The sequence below is a fragment of the Mycobacterium gordonae genome, from assembly GCF_002101675.1.
In the GTDB taxonomy this organism is placed as follows: domain Bacteria; phylum Actinomycetota; class Actinomycetes; order Mycobacteriales; family Mycobacteriaceae; genus Mycobacterium; species Mycobacterium gordonae.
On the sequence record NZ_LQOY01000220.1, the window covers coordinates 1 to 17,511 of the forward strand.

Below are 17,511 nucleotides of genomic sequence, written 5' to 3' on the forward strand. Positions count from 1 at the left end.
TGCTGAAGCCGCACCGCCACCCCCTCCCGTCGCCGCCCCGCCGAGGCCGCCAGACCGCACGTCGGGCCCGATACCGGTCAACGGACCGCCTCGCGACGCGCCACCCGTGCGGCCCGACGCCAGCCGTCGAGCACCACTGGCAGGACCGCCCCAACCACCGGCGCCCCCGGCGTCCGAGCCGCCGCCGGCCCCCGCGCGCCGGCGTCACCGATACCTACCCGACCCGGAGTCCGGCGAAGACGATCCGCAGGCGGGCACCTATTTCCGCGTCCCGATGCCGCCTGCCCCCGACCCGAAACCAGGGCATCGGCCGACCGCGCAACCACCCCGACAAGGCGGCAGGCGCCGAGCGCCGTCGGGTCCGATCCCGGTGCGGCCGCGACCGGCACCCGCGGTCGCCGAGCCCAGACCCGCACCGCCCTCCGGGCCACCCGCACCACCAGCACCTATGTCGGCGGGACCGCCGCCAGCCCCCACCAGGGCTCGACGTCCGGCTCCGGCGCCGACGCAACCTCCGATGGCCCCGGCGCCCGAGCCGCGCCAGGCCCCACCCCAGGCCACCAAGCAGGTGCCGCAGCGGGGTTGGCGAGGCGCGCTCTACAAATTCACCCGGATCAACGCCGGGCTGTCCCGCGACGAGAAGTACGAACAGGACCTGCGGGCCCGGGTCAGCCGCAAGGCCCGCGGCTCGTATCAGATCGGCATGCTCGGCCTCAAAGGCGGCGTCGGCAAGACCACCACGACGGTGACCCTAGGCACGATGCTGGCGCAGGTGCGCGGCGACCGGATCCTGGTCCTCGACGCCGACCCCGGCTGCGGCAACCTCGCCGAGCGCGCGGGCCGCACGTCGCCGTCGTCCATCGCGGACCTAGTGGCCGACGAAAACCTCTCGCACTACAACGATGTCCGGGCACACACCAGCGTCAATGCGCACAATCTCGAGATTCTGCCCACCGCCGAGTACACCACCGCCCGGCGCGGACTCAGCGGGGAGGACCTGCGTTTCGCGGTCGACACCGTGTCGAAGTTCTACAACCTGGTGCTGGCCGACTGCGGGCCCGGCCTTTTCGATCCGGTGACCAGGGGCGTGCTGGAGACGGCGTCGGCGATCGTGATCGTGACGAACGTGTCGCTCGACAGCGCGCGACAAGCCGAAAGCGCTCTCGAGTGGTTGCGCAACAACGGCTACCAGGATCTGCTCAGCCGGGTGGTCGTGGTCATCAATCATGTCGCGGTTGGTGAAACCAACGTCGCGGAGAAGCAGTTGGTGAGACAGTTCCAACAGCTGGTCCAACCGAACCGGGTTGTGCTGCTGCCCTGGGACAAGCACATCGCGGAGGGTACTGAGATTCAGCTCGACCGGCTCGGCCCCGTCTACAGGCGACGGGTGCTCGAGCTGGCCGCGGCTCTGTCCGACGATTTTGAAAGGGCTGGACGTCGTTGAGCGCACCTGCTGTAGCTGCCGGCTCTACCGCTGCGGGGGCTGCCCCCGCCCGACCCGCCACCACGCGGGTGACCATCCTCACCGGTAGACGGATGACCGACCTGGTGCTGCCGGCGACGACGCCGATGGGCATCTACATCGACGAGACCGTCTCGGTGTTGGCCGACCTGCTGGAAGACACCCCGGCCGAGGTGCTGGCAGGGTTCGACTTCAACGCGCAGGGAGTGTGGACCTTCGCCCGGCCCGGCTCCCCGCCGCTGAAACTCGACCAGTCACTCGACGAGGCCGGGGTGGTCGACGGATCATTGCTGACCCTGGTCTCGGCCAGCCGGACCGAGCGATACCGGCCGCTGGTCGAAGACGTCATCGACGCGATCGCGGTACTCGACGAATCTCCCGAATTCGATCGGACTGCCGTCGATCGCTTTATCGCCGTCGCGATCCCCGTGCTGACCCTGCCTGTCACCGCCATCGCGATGCGCGCCTGGTGGGTCACCGGGCGGCACTGGTACTGGCCGGTGGCGATGGCGGTGGTCGCGGTCCTGGTGCTGGCGGCCTCCTTCGTCGCGAAGCGGTTCTACCAGCGTGCCGAACTCTCCGAATGCCTGCTGATCGCCGCGTACCCGCTGCTGGCCGCCGCGGCCGCCATCGCGGTTCCGCTGCCGCGCGGCGCCGCCACCCTCGGGGCGCCTCAGCTTGCCGCGGCCGCCACCGCGGTGCTGTTCCTGACTTTGGCGGTGCGCGGCGGTCCGCGGCATCGCCACGAGGTGGCGTCGTTCGTCGTCATCTCGATGATCGCGGTCATCGCCGCCTCGGTGGCCACCGGCTACGGATACCAGAAGTGGGTGCCTGCGGGGGCCATCGCGTTCGGGCTGTTCGTCATCACGACCGCCGCCAAATTGACCGTCGCCGTCGCCCGCATCGCGTTGCCTCCGATCCCGGTGCCGGGCGAGACCGTCGACAACGAGGAACTGCTCGACCCGGTGACGGCCGACCCCGGGAGCAACGCCACCAACGACGAGACGCCCACCTGGCAGGCCATCATCGCGTCGGTGCCCGCGTCGGCGACGCGGCTGACCGAGCGCAGCAAGCTGGCCAAGCAACTGTTGATCGGCTACGTGACCGCGGGTGCGGTGATCCTGGCCACCGGCGCGATCGCGGTGGTGGTCCATGGACACTTCTTCGTGCACAGCCTGGTGGTGGCCGGACTGCTCACTGTGCTGTGCGGATTCCGGTCGCGGTTGTACGTCGACCGGTGGTGCGCCTGGGCGTTGCTGGCGGCGACCGTCACGATCCCGACGGGTCTGACCATCCGGCTGAGCCTCTGGTATCCGCAGTGGGCGTGGCTGCTGCTGACCGGTTACCTGGCGCTGGTCGTGATCGCCCTGCTGATCACCAGCGCCATGGCTCCGATTCGCCGGCTGTCACCGGTGATGAAGCGCATCTCCGAGCTGATCGACGGCGCGGTGGTCGCCTCGATCATTCCGTTGCTGTTGTGGATCACCGGCGTCTACGACATGGTGCGCAACCTGCGCTTCTAGATCGGGGCCGCAACCGAACCCGCCGGCGGCGTCCCGCCCCCCGCTGTCTGGACCGGCGCGCTGACCAGGCTGGCGTTGCCCGCGGCGGCGCCGTCGGTGCCCTCGGCGCCGTCCTTGCCGTCGTCGTCCTTCTTCTCTTCGTCGGCCGGCTTGGTGTCACTGGCCAGCTGAGCCGAGCTGCCGCCGCTCTGACCCGCCTGCGATGCGGCTTGCTGAATGCTCTGCCCGACCTGCTGACCCATGGGAGCCATCTGCTGCGCCAGCGGCGCCAATTGCACCAGCTGCGGAACCGTCGCGGCGATCTGCGGCGACAACGCTTCGGCCTGCGCACTGGCCGCCGCGCCCACCTGCGACACCGCTCCGCCGGATGCGGCGGCACCCACCAACTGCTGGGCCGCACCGGCCGGACCACCGAGCATCGCGGCAGCCGCACCCGCGCCGGCGCCAAGCGGTCCGCCCGCCATGGCCGACATCGCGTTGGCGCTCAGCGATTGGCCGTCCGCTCCGAACCCGTACTGGGACAACGCCTGGCCCAATGACTGGTCGGCCTGGCTGTAGATGTCGGCCGCCGTGCTCATGCTGGTCGCGGTGCGCTTCAGGGAGGCGGTGACGCCGGGCAGGCCCTCGGTGACCAGTGACTCGATACCGGGCATCGTCTGGCTGATCGCCGACGACATCGCATCCGAGCCCGTCACGCTCATCGGTGCCGGCGGAGCCGGAAAAACGAGTTCGCCGAGTTTGCTCGCTGCGGCGATCAGCCGGGCGGGATCAACGGCTAGCGGTTCCGCCATCACAGCGTCCCTTCTGTACGTTTCCCATCGGGAAAATTTTACCCGCCTTGCCGGAGCCCCCGGCGCGGCAATTCATCTGGGTTTGCCGGGCAGGGCTCAGGTTGTCTCGGTCAACGCGCTGTCGAGCAGTCCGGCCACGTAGCGCCAATACAGAAAGTCGACGACCGCCGGGCGTTGTGTCTCCGCGTCCGTCGCGGCGTAGGCCTGGTGCAGCGCCAGGTCCCGGCTGTGCGCGGCATAAGCGTGGAAGGCCCGCAGATGCGCGACCTCGCGGCCGGTTGCCGTGCTGGTCATCGGCTTCATCAGGTCGAACCAGAGCATGTGCCGCTCGTCGTCGGGTGCTTTGGCATTCGCCGGCGCTGGCGGTAGCAGGTCCACCAGGTGCAGATCATCGGTCTCCTGCAGCTGAGCCGCGGCCGAGGGATCGACCACCTCCAGCCGCGAGCGGCCGACCATCTTCCCGCTGTCGGGGATGTCGTCGTCCTCGAGGATGACCTTGGCCGCACCCACGTCGGTGTTCGCCAGCTGTTCGGCGGTGCCGATCACGGCGCGCAACTTGAGGTCGTGGAACGCGGCCCAGGTCTGAATAGCCATCGCGGGATAGGTTGCGCTGCGGGCTTTTTCGTCGACGGGGACACTGCGGTCGGCGCTGGCCAGGTGCACCTTGGCGGGCAGCTCGACGCCTTCGGGTATGTAGGCCAGGCCGTAACTGTTGGCCACCACGATCTCGCCGTCGGTGGTGACTGCGGTGACCCAGAAAAAGCCGTAGTCGTCGTCACCGCCGCTGTCACGGGCATTCAGCGCGGCGGCAACGCGGCGCGCCAACCGCAGCGGGTCCTTCTTGGCGCCGCGCGCGGAGGCAGCGGCCACCGCGTCGCGCGCCGCCCGGGCCGCCGACACCGGGACCGACGGCACCGACGTCACGTCGTCGGCCGGCGGGTTCTTGTCCTTCTGCGTGTCGTCCTTGCGTTCGGGCGGAGCCGGGCGGGCCGGCGCGGCGGTACGGGCCGAGGCCGCGCGGGTTGTCGCGGTCGCCGGTGCCCGGCCGGCCGCGCCCAACGGCGCCCGGCCGCCCGCGGCGCGCGACCCGGCGCTGGGTGCGGCTCCCGCGCCCGCGGTGGGCGCGGCGCCCGAGGATGCGGCGCCCATTCCCATGCCGGTCGACGAGCCGCGCGCGGCCGCCGCCGGCATGCCGGTGGCCGCCGCCGGTGCCATGGCCGGCGAGGAATCGTCACCACGATGCGACGGACCGGAGCCGGCCGCGTGTCCCGGTTGCGTCGGCGCATCGACCGCCGCCGCGGGCTTGACATGCGGGGTGTCGGTACCCGGGGTGGACGGGGTCGACGGAGTGCCCGGATCGGTGGGCAGCGACGGCTGATCGGGTGCCGGCTGGACACCCGGTGTGGGAGCCGGAGCGGGCGCGGGTGCGGGAGTCACTTCCGGCGCCGGGGTACCCGGGGACGGCGCGGGAGCCGGCGCCGGCCTGGGTGTAGGCGTGGCGGGCTTGGCCGGCTTCTCGTCGGGCTTCGGCTTGACCGGGGTGACCGGGCTGACCGGAATCCCCGGCGTCGACGGCTTGCCGGGGGTCACCGGCGTGGACGGGTGCAGCGGCGGGATGGGCGTGATCGGGGTCGTGGGATTCCCCGGCGTCACCGGCGGCCCCGGATTCAGCGGGTCATACGGTTTGGCCGGCACCGGCTCGAACGGCCTGGGCGTGACGGGGTTGACCGGGGTTCCGGGCCTGAGCGGGTCGTACGGTTTGGCCGGTACCGGCTCGAACGGCGTGGGGGCCGGGCCGCCCGGAGTGGGCGCGCCCGGTGTGGGCACCACCAGGGTCGGTACCTCCGGCATCGGCGGGGTGACCTGGCGCAGCAATTCCTCCAGCGCATTGTGCGGCGGCTTCCAATTCTTGGATTCCAGCACCTGCTCGGCGGCTTCGGCGATCAAAGTGGCATTGGCCTGACGGGCCGCCCGGACCAGTGAATTGATCGCGTTCTGCCGCTCCTCGGGCTCGAGCTCGGTGTCATTCTCCAGGATGGAGATTTCCCGGTGCGTGCCGTCGACATTGTTGCCGATTTCCGATTTTGCTTCCGCGATCAAATTGCCGATGTGCTGATGCCAGGTAATGACGGTGGCGAGGTAATCCTGCAGCGTGCCCATTTCGTTGAGGTTCGTGCCGAGCGCGCCGTTGGCCGCACCGGCGGCGCCGCCGGTCCAGATGCCCCCGTGGAACACCTCGACCTGCTGGTGGCGGGCGGCGTCGATGACGTCGGTGACCTTGTGCAGCATCGCGTTGAAGGATTGGGCGCGCTCGTAGAAGGTGTCCTCGTCGGCCTCGGGCCAGCCGCCCTCCAGCATCTGACCGGCATATTCGCCTGTCGGTCGGGGAATGCCCATCGCCTACTCTCCTTGCAACGGCAGTCTCGCGTGGCTGTGACCGCCGATTAGGTATCTGAATACCAAGCCTAACTGAGGCTAAAGTGTGGTGGCTGCGGCAATTTCGGGTGGAATGTGCCGTTCAACGGCAGCCGTTAATTCGGCGCGAGGGTGCGCTAAATGCCACCGTCAACGGCGTGTCGCTGTACCAACGCGCACGCTCGCCAGCATTTCAGCCGTGGTTATTACCGGCGGCCTTCGTCATGGCCTCGAGCGCCGCGGTGAGCTGCTCGCCGGCGGCCGAGTTGTACTGCATCGCCGCCTGCTGCGCGTTCTGCAGGGCCTCGTTGATCCGCGCGCCGACGACCTCGGCGCCCAGCTCCTTGATCAGACCCTCGTTGATGCGCACGCCGGTGAGCCACTGGTGCCCGTTGATGGTCACCTCGACGGTCTCGGCCTCGTCCTCGCCGCGGAAGTTGCCGTTGTTCATCTGGTTCAGCGTGCCCTCCAGGGCCTGCTGAAACCGCGCTGCCAGCGCCAGTGCCGCCGCGACATGCGGTTCCATCTCCATGTCGGTCACTTCGACTCCTTCATGTCTTGCCGGCGGCGTTGACCGATCACAGCTTCGGTCCACGCCCTGTCTTCGGTGTAGAGCGCTTCGTCATCCTGTTGTGCGCCTTTGGATTTCGATCCGCCGCCGCCCTGGCCGTGAGCACCCATCGGCATGCCCATGCCGCCGCCTCCCGCTGCGCCACGACCGGCCGCACCGGCCTGACCGACGCCCCCGACGTCGCCGGCACCCGCGGGCCGCACCGATTCACCAGCCTCGATGCCACCGGTCGCCGGCGCCAGCGGCATCGCGGGCATGCCGCCGCCACCTCCGCCGCCGCCGAGTGACATCGGTTTCATACCAGGCTCTTTGCCCAAGCTGGCGGCGGCTTCACGCACGGAGGCCAGGTCGGCACTCGCACCGGACGGCATGCCACCGCTACCGGCGCCGCCTCCAGTGGGCGGAATCATCGGGGCCTGCATACCCGATCCGGAGCCACCACCGGCCATGGCGGCGGCCTGCATCACCTGGGTGGGGATGAGACCCGGCGTCTGCGCCGGCGGCGGCGGGTCGATTTTGACCGCGGCCGGCGGCTTCTTCGGGTTTACCGCTTCCAGTTGCGCCTTGGTGTTGTACTCGTTGAGCACCTCTTCGGACTTGGACTGGTATTCCGCATACAGCTTGATGGCTTGATCCTTATAGGCCGGGTCCTTGGACAGCTCTTCGAGTTTCGTGATGTCGGCCAATGTCGGGTGCGACCGCCGGGCCCACACCTGCAACTGCGCGATGTACTGCCCCTGCTTGGCCAGCGAGCTTGCCAGCTGGGCCATGTACGTGAGCCACTCCCGCTGTTGATCCATCGATGCCTCGCAGGCCGTGGCGGCGTCGCCCGTCCAGTTCTCAAAGATGCGGAAGCGCTTCATGTCGCCCTGCAGGGCGAAGCTGAGCTGGTTCCACCCGTCGGCGAAGGCGGCGAGCGACGCGCCCTGGTCACCGGACTCGAGTTTCGTCGCGGCGGCCTTGAGGTCGGTGAAGCCGTCGTCGCCCGCGCCGGACACCTGTGCCGTGTCGTTCAGGCCGGCCGAGCTGTCGCCGCCTGCGCCGCCGGCGGATTCGCCGGCCACCTCGCCGCCGTCGTTGTTCAGGGCCTGCCCACCCTCTTCATCGACGTCCCCGTACGCCTTGGCGGCGTTGCGCAGCGACGTCGCGAGGCGTTGCCGCTCCCGGTTCCCGGCAGCCAGGAAGTCCACCATGTTGCCCGCGGACAACGAGAGTTGCGTAGCCGCGTTCTTGGCGGCGGTGAGCCCGCACGGCGCTGCCGGCACATTGTTGGGTGGGGTGGCCATCGGTGCCTCGACCTCATCGGCCCGCGACAGAATCTCCTGCTGATCCACCGTGACGGTCTGCGGCTGAGTCATATCGGATCGTCCTCCTTAATGCTCTAACCATTATCGTCGCTAAATTTCGGGGTCCCTGCACCAAATTCGCGAAGGTTCGCTACTTCGGTAAGGCCAGTTGGTAACGGCTTTCCTCGGGCGGGGACACGCGGCGGATCGGCAACTGGCGGTGGCGCGGCGTGCTGACCATGTTGTGGCGCAGCACGACCTTCTCCACGCCCGGGTGCGGGCCGAGATAGGTGGTCGCGGTCGGCCATGCCACCTTGGCCACCGGACCCACCTGCGCGCCGATCAGCCGGGCGAATTCCTCGAAGTGCGGCCCGACGGTCACATGTGCCCCCGCGGCCGCCGCACGCACCACGAACTGGGTGAACGTCTGGGCATCACCCAGATTCAGGCTGGCGTCGACGTCGTCGAACGGTAGGTAGACGTGACACCGGTTGACGGTCTCGCCGACCAGCACACCGGCCGACCCGATCGGCAGCTGGCAGTGCCGGTCGGCGATGAGGTTCTGGCCGGTCAGGGCGGGCCGTTGGCCACCATAGAGCCGGGTGAACCCGCGCGGGGTCTTCGGTTTGCCCACCGTGGTGAGCAGCACCGTGGCCCGCGGCGGCGTGCCCGGCCGGATACGCACCCGGGTGACCGTGCGGTCGGCGCGCGCCGACCACCACAGGTCGGGCCCGCCCGGCGCGGTGTAGGCCGCGGTGTAGGAGTCGCGTCCCTTGATCACCGCCCACTTCTCCCGCACGAAGCCCTCGAAGCCGATGTCGATGGCGTGGTCGTAGTCGTCGAAGCTGCGCCCGCACACCGCGTCCACGCCGTGGCTGGCCAGGTTGTCGGCGATGCGGGTCGCCGAGGCCACCAGGTAGCGGGCCAACCCGGCCACACCCTCGTCGCGGCGCTGCGCGGACTTGCGGGTCAGTTCCGGATGAGCGCGCAGCATGATCCAACTCCGGCGGTGGGCCGGCGCCGGGTCGGCGCCGATCACCTGCTGATACAGGTTCACCACGTCCGGGCTGGCGGCTCTGCCGACCCGGAAGCCGGCCGAGACGATGTCGGCCTCTAGGTCGGGGCAGTGCACTTCCAGCAGGTGCTCCAGCAACCGGGTGTCCAGCACGTCGTCGGTGTGCGCCTGCCCGTCGACGATGACCGTCGGGGTGAACGGTCGCGGCTTGAGTTCGATGACGGCGATCAAGTGGTTGCGCCGCCAGCGCACCGCGACGTGATCGCCCGGTTTGACGGTGGCCCCGACCTCGGGTTCGGACGGAATGTCCGGTGGTTTGCGTCGACGGCGTAGCCACGCGAAAACCGTTGCCACCCAACCCGTTATGCGTCGTCCGAAGAACGTGACGAACGCGACGATCGCACCCACCGCCGCCAGCGCGATGCCGCCCCACCAGTAGCGGGTCGGCAGGAACACCAAGATGGCCGCCGGTGCCAGCACCGCCAACACCAACGTGTGCCCGGTGCTGAACTTCAGGCGGATCGGGCTCGTCATCGCCGGCGCCTCAACGCCCTGGTGGCCAGTGAGCCGAGAGCCAGCGCCACCAGCAGCCCACCGATTGCCAGGGATACCAATGTGATCGGCAGCCGATCTGGGGCGGGAGCCATCACCGGCGGCGGCATCCGGCGAACGTCATAGGGAATGGTGCCGCGGCCAGGCGTGATGTCCCAGGTCAATGCAGCGAGAGCGTTGATCACGCCCGATCCGACCAGGTTGTCCACCCCGCCGCCCGGGTGCCGCGCGGTGGCCTCGATCCGCTGCATGACCTGCGGCGCCGTCAATTCGGGAAACCGCTGACGCACCAGCGCCGCCACCCCGGAGACGAAGGCCGCGGCGAACGAGGTGCCGGCGATCGGCACCGGCCCCTCCTTGCCCTGCAGCGCGTTGACCGGGTCGCCGCGGTCGCCGAGGGACTCGATGTTCTCCGCCGGAGCCGCCACGTTCAGCCAGGGACCGTGCATGGAGAAGGTGCTGGGGACACCGCCCTGGCCGATGCCCCCGACGGCCATCACCTGGTCGCCGTACCAGGCGGGTGTGACCACGGTCTGCACCTTGTTCCACCCGCGCGGGTCGCCGGGGTTAGCCGCATCGGGCAACGGATTCTGCGCACAGTCACCGCCGGTATTGCCGGCCGCGACGACTATCACCACGTTCTTGACGTTGACGGCGTAGTCGATCGCGGCACCCAGGCTCGCCTCGTCTATCGGCTTGCTCACCTTGTAGCAGGCGGCTTCGCTGATGTTGATGACATTGGCGCCGAGGTTGGCCGCGTGCACCACCGCCCGGGCCAGGCTGCGGATCGAACCGGCGGCCGGCGTCGCGTTGGGATCGTTCGGGTTCGGTTGAGTGCCAACGGGTTCGAAAGCTTCCGAGGTCTGGCGGATGGAGAGCAGGCGGACGTCCGGCGCGACACCGACGAAGCCGTCGGTGGGGGCGGGACGGCCGCCGATGATGGCCGCGGTGAGGGTCCCGTGGGCGTCGCAGTCCGACAGCCCGTTGCCGGCCTGGTCGACGAAGTCGCCACCGGGTTCGGCAGGCACGCGGGGCGAGGCGTTGACGCCGGTGTCGATCACCGCGACGGTCACGCCGGCGCCGGTGGCGAACTTGTGGGCTTCGGCGACACCGATGTAGGAATTGCTCCACGGCGGATCGTGGAAGGTCGAATCCGGCAACACCGTGGGCCCCGAACATTGGACGCGTTGTTCGGTGGGTTGATCCGGGCCGGTCACATCGGGCGGCAGCGCCCCGGGATCGATTGGGGGCGGAGTGATTGCCAATGCTGGCGGCGCCGTGAACGGTGCCGTTGCGACGGCCAGCGCCACCGTCATCAGCAAGATCCGGTGCACCCCCGAATCACTCCATTCTTGAATTCATGCGGCGTGTCAAACCCTGGCAGCAGTTTAGACGTAACGGGTGCGTAAACGGCGCTATTCAGGGCGGGTTGTTCTGCGCTGGCGGGCGGGCCGGAACTGGCCTTCTGGGCTCTCGTCGACGGCTTCGCCGAGGGGTTCCTGGCGCCGGCCCCCCGATCGTTCCAGGTACCGCGTCAACGTCGTTGCCGCACAGCCTTTTTGCGTACCTGAACTCGGTGAAACCCCTCGGCGCAGTATGGTCTATTCACCGACCACGACGGGGCTCGACCAGCTGCGGAGAGGGGCCCACGCGCAATAGGCTGGTGCTACCAGTGCTGGTGTTGCTCTTTGGCCTGGCAATGATGGCCTTCGGCGCCTGGTTCGCCAGCGGGCTGGCCGTCAACTGCGACCAGCGGGTCATGCATCCCGGGGACACCTGCAAACAGCCAAAACAACCTGTGCGAACCTACGAAGAGCAGCGCAACCTCGACCAGACGATGGGATGGGTTGTGCTCGGGGTCGGTTCGGTTGTGACGATCGGCGGCACTGCGTGGGCGATCTGGGCCTACCGGCGTCCTCCCAGAACTCCTGGGAGTCTCGGGCCAGCGGGCGGGCCGGGGAGCTACCCGCCGCCCGGCGCGCCGCCGTCGTACCCGCCGCAGTACCCGCCGTCGCCCGGCGGCCAGCCCTACTACCCTCCCCCGCACTATCCGCCGCCACCGGGACCGCAGCGATAACCAGTCACGCGCGGCCAGTGGCGTTACACCTCCGGGTACTATTGTAAATACGGTACTTGCTACGATAGGGCCTGATCCCCCGGTAGAGAGCGCGAGGTTAGACAATGGCCACACCCGTAATCGTCGGTGCCGTCCGGACGGCGATCGGCCGCTCGTTCAAGGGCACGCTCGTCAACACCCCGCCCGAGACGCTGATCACCGCGGTGCTGCCGGAGGTGGTGCGCCGCTCCGGCGTCGACCCGTCGGCCATCGACGACGTCATCTTCGCCGAATCTCATTACGGCGGCGGCGATCTGGCACGCTATGCCGCCACCGCCACCGGCCTCGAGCACGTGCCCGGGCAGTCGGTGAACCGGCACTGCGCGGGCAGCCTCACCGCGATCGGCAATGCCGCCGCCCAGATCGGCTCCGGCATGGAACGGGTGTTGATCGCCGGGGGCGTGCAGTCGCTGTCCATGACGCCGCTGACCAACTGGCGCATCCCCGGTCCCGAGCTGAAGTTCGAGGAGCGCTGGATGCCGCCCACCCACGTCGAGACGCCGGACGCCCCCGCCAAGGACATGTCGATCACCGTCGGGTGGAACACCGCGCAGTCGGTCGGCATCAGCCGCGAGGAGATGGACGCCTGGGCGGCCCGCTCACACCAGCGCGCCGTCGCCGCGCAGGACGCCGGCAAATTCGCCGAGGAGATCCTGCCGCTGAAGATCACCCAGTTCGACGGGTCGGTCACCGAGTTCGCCGTCGACGAGCACCCTCGCCGCGACACCACGGTGGAGAAGCTGGCCGGCCTCAAGGTGCTGCACCCCGAGATCGAGGGCTTCTCGATCACCGCCGGCAACAGCAGCGGCACCAACGACGCCGCCGCGGCGGTCGCATTGGTGGACTCCGACTACGCCGCCGCCGAAGGCCTGCATGTGATGGGTAAGGTCCGGGCCTGGGCCGCCGCCGGGGTTGCGCCGCGCGACTGCGGGTTGGGCGCGGTCGCCGTGATCGGCAAGGTGCTGCAGCGCGCCGGTCTCTCGGTGGACGACGTCGCGTTGTGGGAGATCAACGAGGCGTTCGCCTCGGTGCCGATCGCGGCGTGCCGGGAGTACGGCATCGACGAGGAGAAGGTGAACTTCTCCGGCAGCGGCTGCAGCCTCGGCCACCCGATCGCGGCGTCCGGGGCGCGGATGGTGACCACGCTGACCTACGAACTGATGCGCCGCGGCGGCGGCATCGGTGTGGCCGCGATGTGCGCGGGCGGCGGTCAGGGCGGGGCCGTCGTCGTCGAGGTCTAGCCTCACAGCTCGATCGGCACGTGCTTTTCCGCGCACGCCTCCCGCACCGCGGTGATCACATCGTGGGCGCGCAGTGTCTGTAGGTCTTCGACCGTCACCGATCCTCTGGCGCTGCGATGCTGGGCGGCTACCCGCGAATCCCGCAGCCGCTCAGCCCGTTCCACGACGTTGCGGGAGAACCGCCCGTTCTGCATGAGGTCCACGCCGTGCGTGCCGTCCGGGGCGTGATACGACCGCAGGGTCGCGCATGCCGCCGTCAGCGCCACGGCAGCGGCGGGCTCGATCACGGTCGCTCTTGGATTGCCGTAGCGCACCGCGATTTCCACCAGCTCATCCGGCGTATACGACTCGAATCGCAGTTTGCGGTTGAACCGTCCGGCCAAACCCGGGTTCACCGTCAGGAATTCGTCGACTTCCTTCTCGTATCCGGCGCCGATGAAGCAGAAATCGAACCGGTGCACCTCCAGGGCCACCAGCAACTGGTTCACCGCTTCCATGCCGATCATGTCCGGCCGCCCGTCCTGGTGTCGTTCCACCAGGGAGTAGAACTCGTCCATGAACAGGACGCGGCCCAGCGAACGACCAATCAGCTCATTAGTTTTCGGGCCGGACGCGCCAATGTGCTCCCCGCAGAAGTCAGCCCGCTTCACCTCGACGATCTCTGGGTGGCGGACGATACCCAGGCCGGCGTAAATCTTGCCCAGGGCTTCGGCGGTGGTGGTCTTTCCGGTACCCGGCGGACCTACCAGCAACATGTGATTCGTCTGATTGGCCACCGGCAGTCCGGCGGCCAGGCGCAGCGCGCGGACCTCGATCTGGTCCTCCAACTCGGTGACGGCACGCTTGACTTCGGCGAGACCGACTTGGTTGTCGAGCAGCGCTCGGCCCTCTTGCAGGAGCTGGTTTCGCCGCTCCTCGTGCTCGGCATCGGTGCGCTGCTGCGCCGAACGCTGGGTTGTGACATCCCATTTGTCCGTTCGGGTGCCGATTGTTTCCTCATCGGTGATCAACAGCTGCAGACCGGCATCGGCCAGGGCCTGCTTGGCGGAGACCAACAGCGCACCGTTGACGGTAGCCCGGGACAGCCACTCCTGCGCCCGCGCTTCATCGCCGAGCTGGCGGTGCGCCATTCCCCGGACATAGGCCAGATCGGCGGCAATCAACGGATAATCTCCGGGATCGATTGCAGTGATTGCGTTTTCGTTGCGTACCCGGTGCGGGCCGGCGCTGATCGTGTGCACCTCCACCCGATCGGTCCAGCTGAGCGCAACGCGCGCCTGGCCAAGATGGGCGGCCGCGTGCGCCGCCAGCGCGCAGGTCGCCGCGGTGACCGCCGACATAATGATGGCTTGAGGCGGCAGAACCGTCGCGGCGACCGAGATCACGTCCGGCCAGCGCTGTGAGGCGAACATGAGATAGGCGTGGATGTACTGCTGCCACTGGTGATTTTCCCAGGTGTCCAAGACGGCGGGATCACTCAACAGCGTGTCCGCCTCCTTGTACTGGCCGGCGTCGATCAGAGCGCTGGCCAAGGCCAGCCCCGCGTGTGATGCCTCCGCCACCGAAATCGACAGGTAGGGACCGGCTTTGACGGGGGCCGAGAGACGTACACCAAGCCGGTTGGTCTCCCGGTGCAATCGCGACCCGTAGTTGTACAGTTCTCGCACCGTGGTCAACGACTCGTCACCCGCGGCGATCCGGCCCAACCACGCGTCGGCCATCGAGGGATCGATCTCCGTCGCTTCGCGGAACCGGGCGCCCGCTGCCGACGGATCCCTGTCCAGCGATGCCATCCCCTGGTCGAATCGCTTGCGCGCGGCGGCGGTCATGGTGCCGCTCGTCATGGTGCATCCGCAGATGCCAGGTCGCCGCTTCGAAGGCTGCTGGGTTCGGTTGACACGTAACGATTCTCGGCGCGGAACAGTTCGACTTCCACGGTGTGAACCCGACCGGCGGCCGACACCGAGAGTGTCGCCGGGCCGACCTGGTTGATGCGCACGTTCGCCGGACCGCGGTACTCGACGTCCGGCTCCCCGACGGACACCACCGTATTCGGGCGGGGCGCCGGAGTGACGGTTCCGTCGACCACACTGACGGTGGTGCCCGTCATAGGCTTGGCCAGGTCGGTGACCGCGATGTCCGGCGTCCGAACACTGGCCCACCGCTTGATGTCCCGGGTGTGCACGGTGACCCGCTCGCCCGCTCCGGCGAGCCTCACCACAATGCGCTTGGCGAGCGCGTCGTCGGCGGCGATGTGCACCCGGCTGAATTCGCCCGGATCGTCCAGCGGCAACATCATCCTGTTTCCGGCGTCGACCTTGCCGAGCAGGACACCGGAGGGTCCGATCGGAACGATCAGCGGACCGGTCAGGTGCCCGTGCCGGATCCCACGCAGTTGCGGCAGCGGCCCACACAGGTTGGCCGCCAGAGCTGCGGCCTGCTCCCCCGGCAGAGTCCGCAGCAGCATGCCCGGCGGCGCCGTCGGCGGTTGCGCGCTGCGGACGGTGACCGTCGCGGTGAGAGTCCCATCGCCGAAAAGCGTGACGTTCTGCGTGATTCCGTCGGCGCGGGTCGCCCATGCCTGCGCCAGGTTCTCGCTGCTGACGTCCGCGGGCCGGTACCAGTAGGTCGTCAGCCATCCCGCTTCCCCGCGCACGGATCTCCAGCGGCGATTCAGGACGTTCACCGCTGCGGCGCCCAAGCGACGCTCCAGCTCCACGATGTCGGTGGCCGTTGCCACCTTGGCACGAATGCCTCGCTGGCGCATCGCCGCGCTGATCCGCTGCGCGGCCGCCAGCGTCGCCGTGCCCACCGAGGTTCGGGACCGCAGTGCTTCCACGTTAGCCAGCGCGGAAACTCGTATAACAAGCCATGTTTCGCGCCGCCCGGCATACGGTGGGGTGCCGATCAGCGTGTCGTACACCCGCGGATAGTCACCGGTGGCCCGCCGGCGGGCACCGGTGCTGACGACGCTGAGCGACTGCATCCGCAAACCCAGGCTCTGCCTGAGCAGCGGCGCCAACTCGGCGATGTCCAAGGCGTTGTCGGTGTGGGTCGAGGTTGAGCCGGTGAACAGGGTGGGCGCGTGCGCCTTGCCGAGCAGTTGCACCGCGGCGACCGCGATCCCGTCCTGAAAGCGCACTCCTCCGCCGGCACGATCATTGGCCACGGTGTGCGGGTCGGTCCACCGAATAGGGCGTCCGCGCCGCCACCACAGCGTGAGCCACGACCAGGCGGTCTGGCCCCGCCAGGGAACCACCGTGATTCCCAACCCGATCACCAAACCCGTTGCCGCGCCGGCATAGCCGCCGCTCGCCCAGCCGATGAGGGCGGCGAGAAAGATGCCGACTATGACGGCCAGCTTGGTGGCGTGCGTCATCGCGCCCTCCGCGCCCGGGCGATCAAGGCCGTTGCCGCCACAGCGGCGACGATGAGGCCCGCGAAGATCGACGCAACGGTGCGGGCGCGGTGATCCGGCGGGGGCGGCGGCGCTGCCGGTGTGACGATCCTGCTGTGAGGCGAGGGTGGAAGTCGTGCTCCCGCAGGGACATCGAAGGTCAGCGCGGCTACCGGATCGACCACGCCGTAACCGACCTGGTTGTCGATGCCGCGCGGTGGATTGTGTGCTGTCTGGACGATGCGGTTGATGATCTGGTGGGCGGACAGCGCCGGATACTTGGCCCGCACCAGCGCGGCGACGCCGCTGACGTAGGCGGCGGAGAAGCTGGTACCCCAGATCGGCATGTTCTTCTCGCCCGGCCGGATCGGCGGGTAGGCGTTGACGGGACCACCGGATTGCGGCGAGAGACCCATGATGCCGACACCGGGCGCGGCCGCCGACACCCAGGGCCCGGCCAGGCTCTTGGCAATCACCGCTCCGGTGTTGTCCACCGCCCCCACCGACAACACATAGTCGGAGAACCACGACGGCGAGGACACGGTTTTCACCTGATGCCAGTCGCGGGGGTCGGCGGCGTCCAGGGGGTCGAACGACGGGTTCTGGGCGCAACCGTCTTCGCTGTCGTTGCCTGCGGCGGCCACGATCACCGCGTCCTTGACGGTGGCGGCGTACCACACGGCCGCACCGATGGCGGCCTGATCGAGCGGGTCGGCGGCCGGCACGCACGATGTCACGCTGATGTTGATCACTTTGGCGCCCATGTTGGCGGCGTGCACGATGGCACTCGCCAGCGTCGCGATGGAACCTGCCTTCTTGCGGACCTCCATGTCACCCGGTCCGGGGTTGACCGGCTCGTAGGCACGCGAGGACTGGCGGATGGAGATGATCACGGCGTGCGGTGCGACGCCCATGACTCCGTCGGGTGCCCCCGGCGGCGGCCCGGGCACCTCCGCGACATCAGCACCTCCGACGCCGGGGTCCCCGGGCGCATTGGACGGTTCGTCACCGGGCGGTGGTGGTGGTGCCGGCCTGGTTTCGGTGACGGTGACGGGGGTGGGCGGCGGCGGTGGCGCGAGTGGTGGCGGCGCGCCCCCGGGCGGTGGCGGCGCAGCTTCAACCGGGGGCGGGCCGTTCGTCGG

At 69.0% G+C, this 17,511-nt stretch carries 13 protein-coding genes; 4 read left to right on the plus strand and 9 right to left on the minus strand.

Translation table 11 applies throughout. From position 1 onward, the window contains the following. Both AWC08_RS39760 and eccD read left to right on the plus strand, forming a co-directional pair. A partial coding sequence (locus AWC08_RS39760; RefSeq protein WP_178132193.1) for a MinD/ParA family ATP-binding protein occupies positions 1–1,444 on the plus strand: 1,444 nt, incomplete at its 5' end. Then, positions 1,441–2,985 carry a type VII secretion integral membrane protein EccD gene (gene eccD, locus AWC08_RS27865; RefSeq protein ID WP_065132121.1) on the plus strand — a complete coding sequence of 515 codons (1,545 nt, stop codon included), beginning with the start codon at positions 1,441–1,443 and terminating at the stop codon, positions 2,983–2,985. The genes AWC08_RS39760 and eccD, both read left to right, overlap by 4 nt. Here eccD and AWC08_RS27870 read toward each other — a convergent pair. The 6 genes from AWC08_RS27870 to mycP (AWC08_RS27895) form a co-directional block, all read right to left on the minus strand. After that, positions 2,982–3,776, minus strand: a complete 795-nt coding sequence (locus AWC08_RS27870; protein ID WP_065132122.1) for a hypothetical protein — start codon at positions 3,774–3,776, stop codon at positions 2,982–2,984. The genes eccD and AWC08_RS27870 overlap by 4 nt on opposite strands. Before the next feature lie 96 nt (positions 3,777–3,872). Further along, the gene (locus AWC08_RS27875) at positions 3,873–6,173 is read right to left on the minus strand and encodes a secretion protein EspK (protein WP_065132123.1); all 2,301 of its coding nucleotides are present in this window, start codon (positions 6,171–6,173) and stop codon (positions 3,873–3,875) included. A gap of 211 nt (positions 6,174–6,384) precedes the next feature. After that, positions 6,385–6,723 (minus strand): YbaB/EbfC family nucleoid-associated protein, encoded by a 339-nt coding sequence (locus tag AWC08_RS27880; RefSeq protein WP_065132142.1) that lies wholly within the window; start codon positions 6,721–6,723, stop codon positions 6,385–6,387. Between the two features lie 5 nt (positions 6,724–6,728). Next, on the minus strand, positions 6,729–8,120 hold the full coding sequence (gene espB, locus AWC08_RS27885; protein ID WP_085088534.1) for an EspB family ESX-1 secretion system-associated protein: 1,392 nt from the start codon (positions 8,118–8,120) through the stop codon (positions 6,729–6,731). A gap of 79 nt (positions 8,121–8,199) precedes the next feature. Beyond that, entirely contained in the window at positions 8,200–9,597 is a 1,398-nt protein-coding gene (eccE, locus tag AWC08_RS27890; protein ID WP_065132765.1) for a type VII secretion protein EccE, read from the minus strand. After that, positions 9,594–10,949, minus strand: a complete 1,356-nt coding sequence (gene mycP / locus AWC08_RS27895; RefSeq protein WP_065132764.1) for a type VII secretion-associated serine protease mycosin — start codon at positions 10,947–10,949, stop codon at positions 9,594–9,596. Before mycP (AWC08_RS27895) ends, eccE (AWC08_RS27890) begins: the two co-directional genes overlap by 4 nt. Positions 10,950–11,287: 338 nt before the next feature. Between mycP (AWC08_RS27895) and AWC08_RS27900 the strand changes: the two genes are divergently transcribed. Beyond that, entirely contained in the window at positions 11,288–11,692 is a 405-nt protein-coding gene (locus tag AWC08_RS27900) for a hypothetical protein (protein ID WP_065132763.1), read from the plus strand. 104 nt (positions 11,693–11,796) lie between these two features. Next, entirely contained in the window at positions 11,797–12,972 is a 1,176-nt protein-coding gene (locus tag AWC08_RS27905) for a thiolase family protein (protein WP_065132762.1), read from the plus strand. Between the two features lie 2 nt (positions 12,973–12,974). Here the strand turns inward: AWC08_RS27905 and eccA are convergent, their stop codons facing one another. From eccA to mycP (AWC08_RS27920), 3 genes are all read right to left on the minus strand, one after another. Continuing rightward, positions 12,975–14,816 (minus strand): type VII secretion AAA-ATPase EccA, encoded by a 1,842-nt coding sequence (eccA, locus tag AWC08_RS27910; protein WP_065132761.1) that lies wholly within the window; start codon positions 14,814–14,816, stop codon positions 12,975–12,977. Next, positions 14,813–16,351 carry a type VII secretion protein EccE gene (gene eccE / locus AWC08_RS27915; RefSeq protein ID WP_065132760.1) on the minus strand — a complete coding sequence of 513 codons (1,539 nt, stop codon included), beginning with the start codon at positions 16,349–16,351 and terminating at the stop codon, positions 14,813–14,815. Before eccE (AWC08_RS27915) ends, eccA begins: the two co-directional genes overlap by 4 nt. Next, the coding region (gene mycP / locus AWC08_RS27920; RefSeq protein ID WP_085088537.1) for a type VII secretion-associated serine protease mycosin at positions 16,348–17,511 on the minus strand (1,164 nt) is incomplete at its 5' end. The genes eccE (AWC08_RS27915) and mycP (AWC08_RS27920), both read right to left, overlap by 4 nt.

Excerpts from the sequence above, each read along its gene's own strand:
- AWC08_RS27870 (WP_065132122.1), bottom strand. The coding sequence starts at position 3,776 with ATGGCGGAACCGCTAGCCGTTGATCCCGCCCGGCTGATCGCCGCAGCG.
- eccE (WP_065132760.1), bottom strand. The coding sequence starts at position 16,351 with ATGACGCACGCCACCAAGCTGGCCGTCATAGTCGGCATCTTTCTCGCC.
- AWC08_RS27905 (WP_065132762.1), top strand. The coding sequence starts at position 11,797 with ATGGCCACACCCGTAATCGTCGGTGCCGTCCGGACGGCGATCGGCCGC.
- eccA (WP_065132761.1), bottom strand. The coding sequence starts at position 14,816 with ATGACGAGCGGCACCATGACCGCCGCCGCGCGCAAGCGATTCGACCAG.
- AWC08_RS27880 (WP_065132142.1), bottom strand. The coding sequence starts at position 6,723 with ATGGAGATGGAACCGCATGTCGCGGCGGCACTGGCGCTGGCAGCGCGG.
- espB (WP_085088534.1), bottom strand. The coding sequence starts at position 8,120 with ATGACTCAGCCGCAGACCGTCACGGTGGATCAGCAGGAGATTCTGTCG.
- AWC08_RS27875 (WP_065132123.1), bottom strand. The coding sequence starts at position 6,173 with ATGGGCATTCCCCGACCGACAGGCGAATATGCCGGTCAGATGCTGGAG.
- eccE (WP_065132765.1), bottom strand. The coding sequence starts at position 9,597 with ATGACGAGCCCGATCCGCCTGAAGTTCAGCACCGGGCACACGTTGGTG.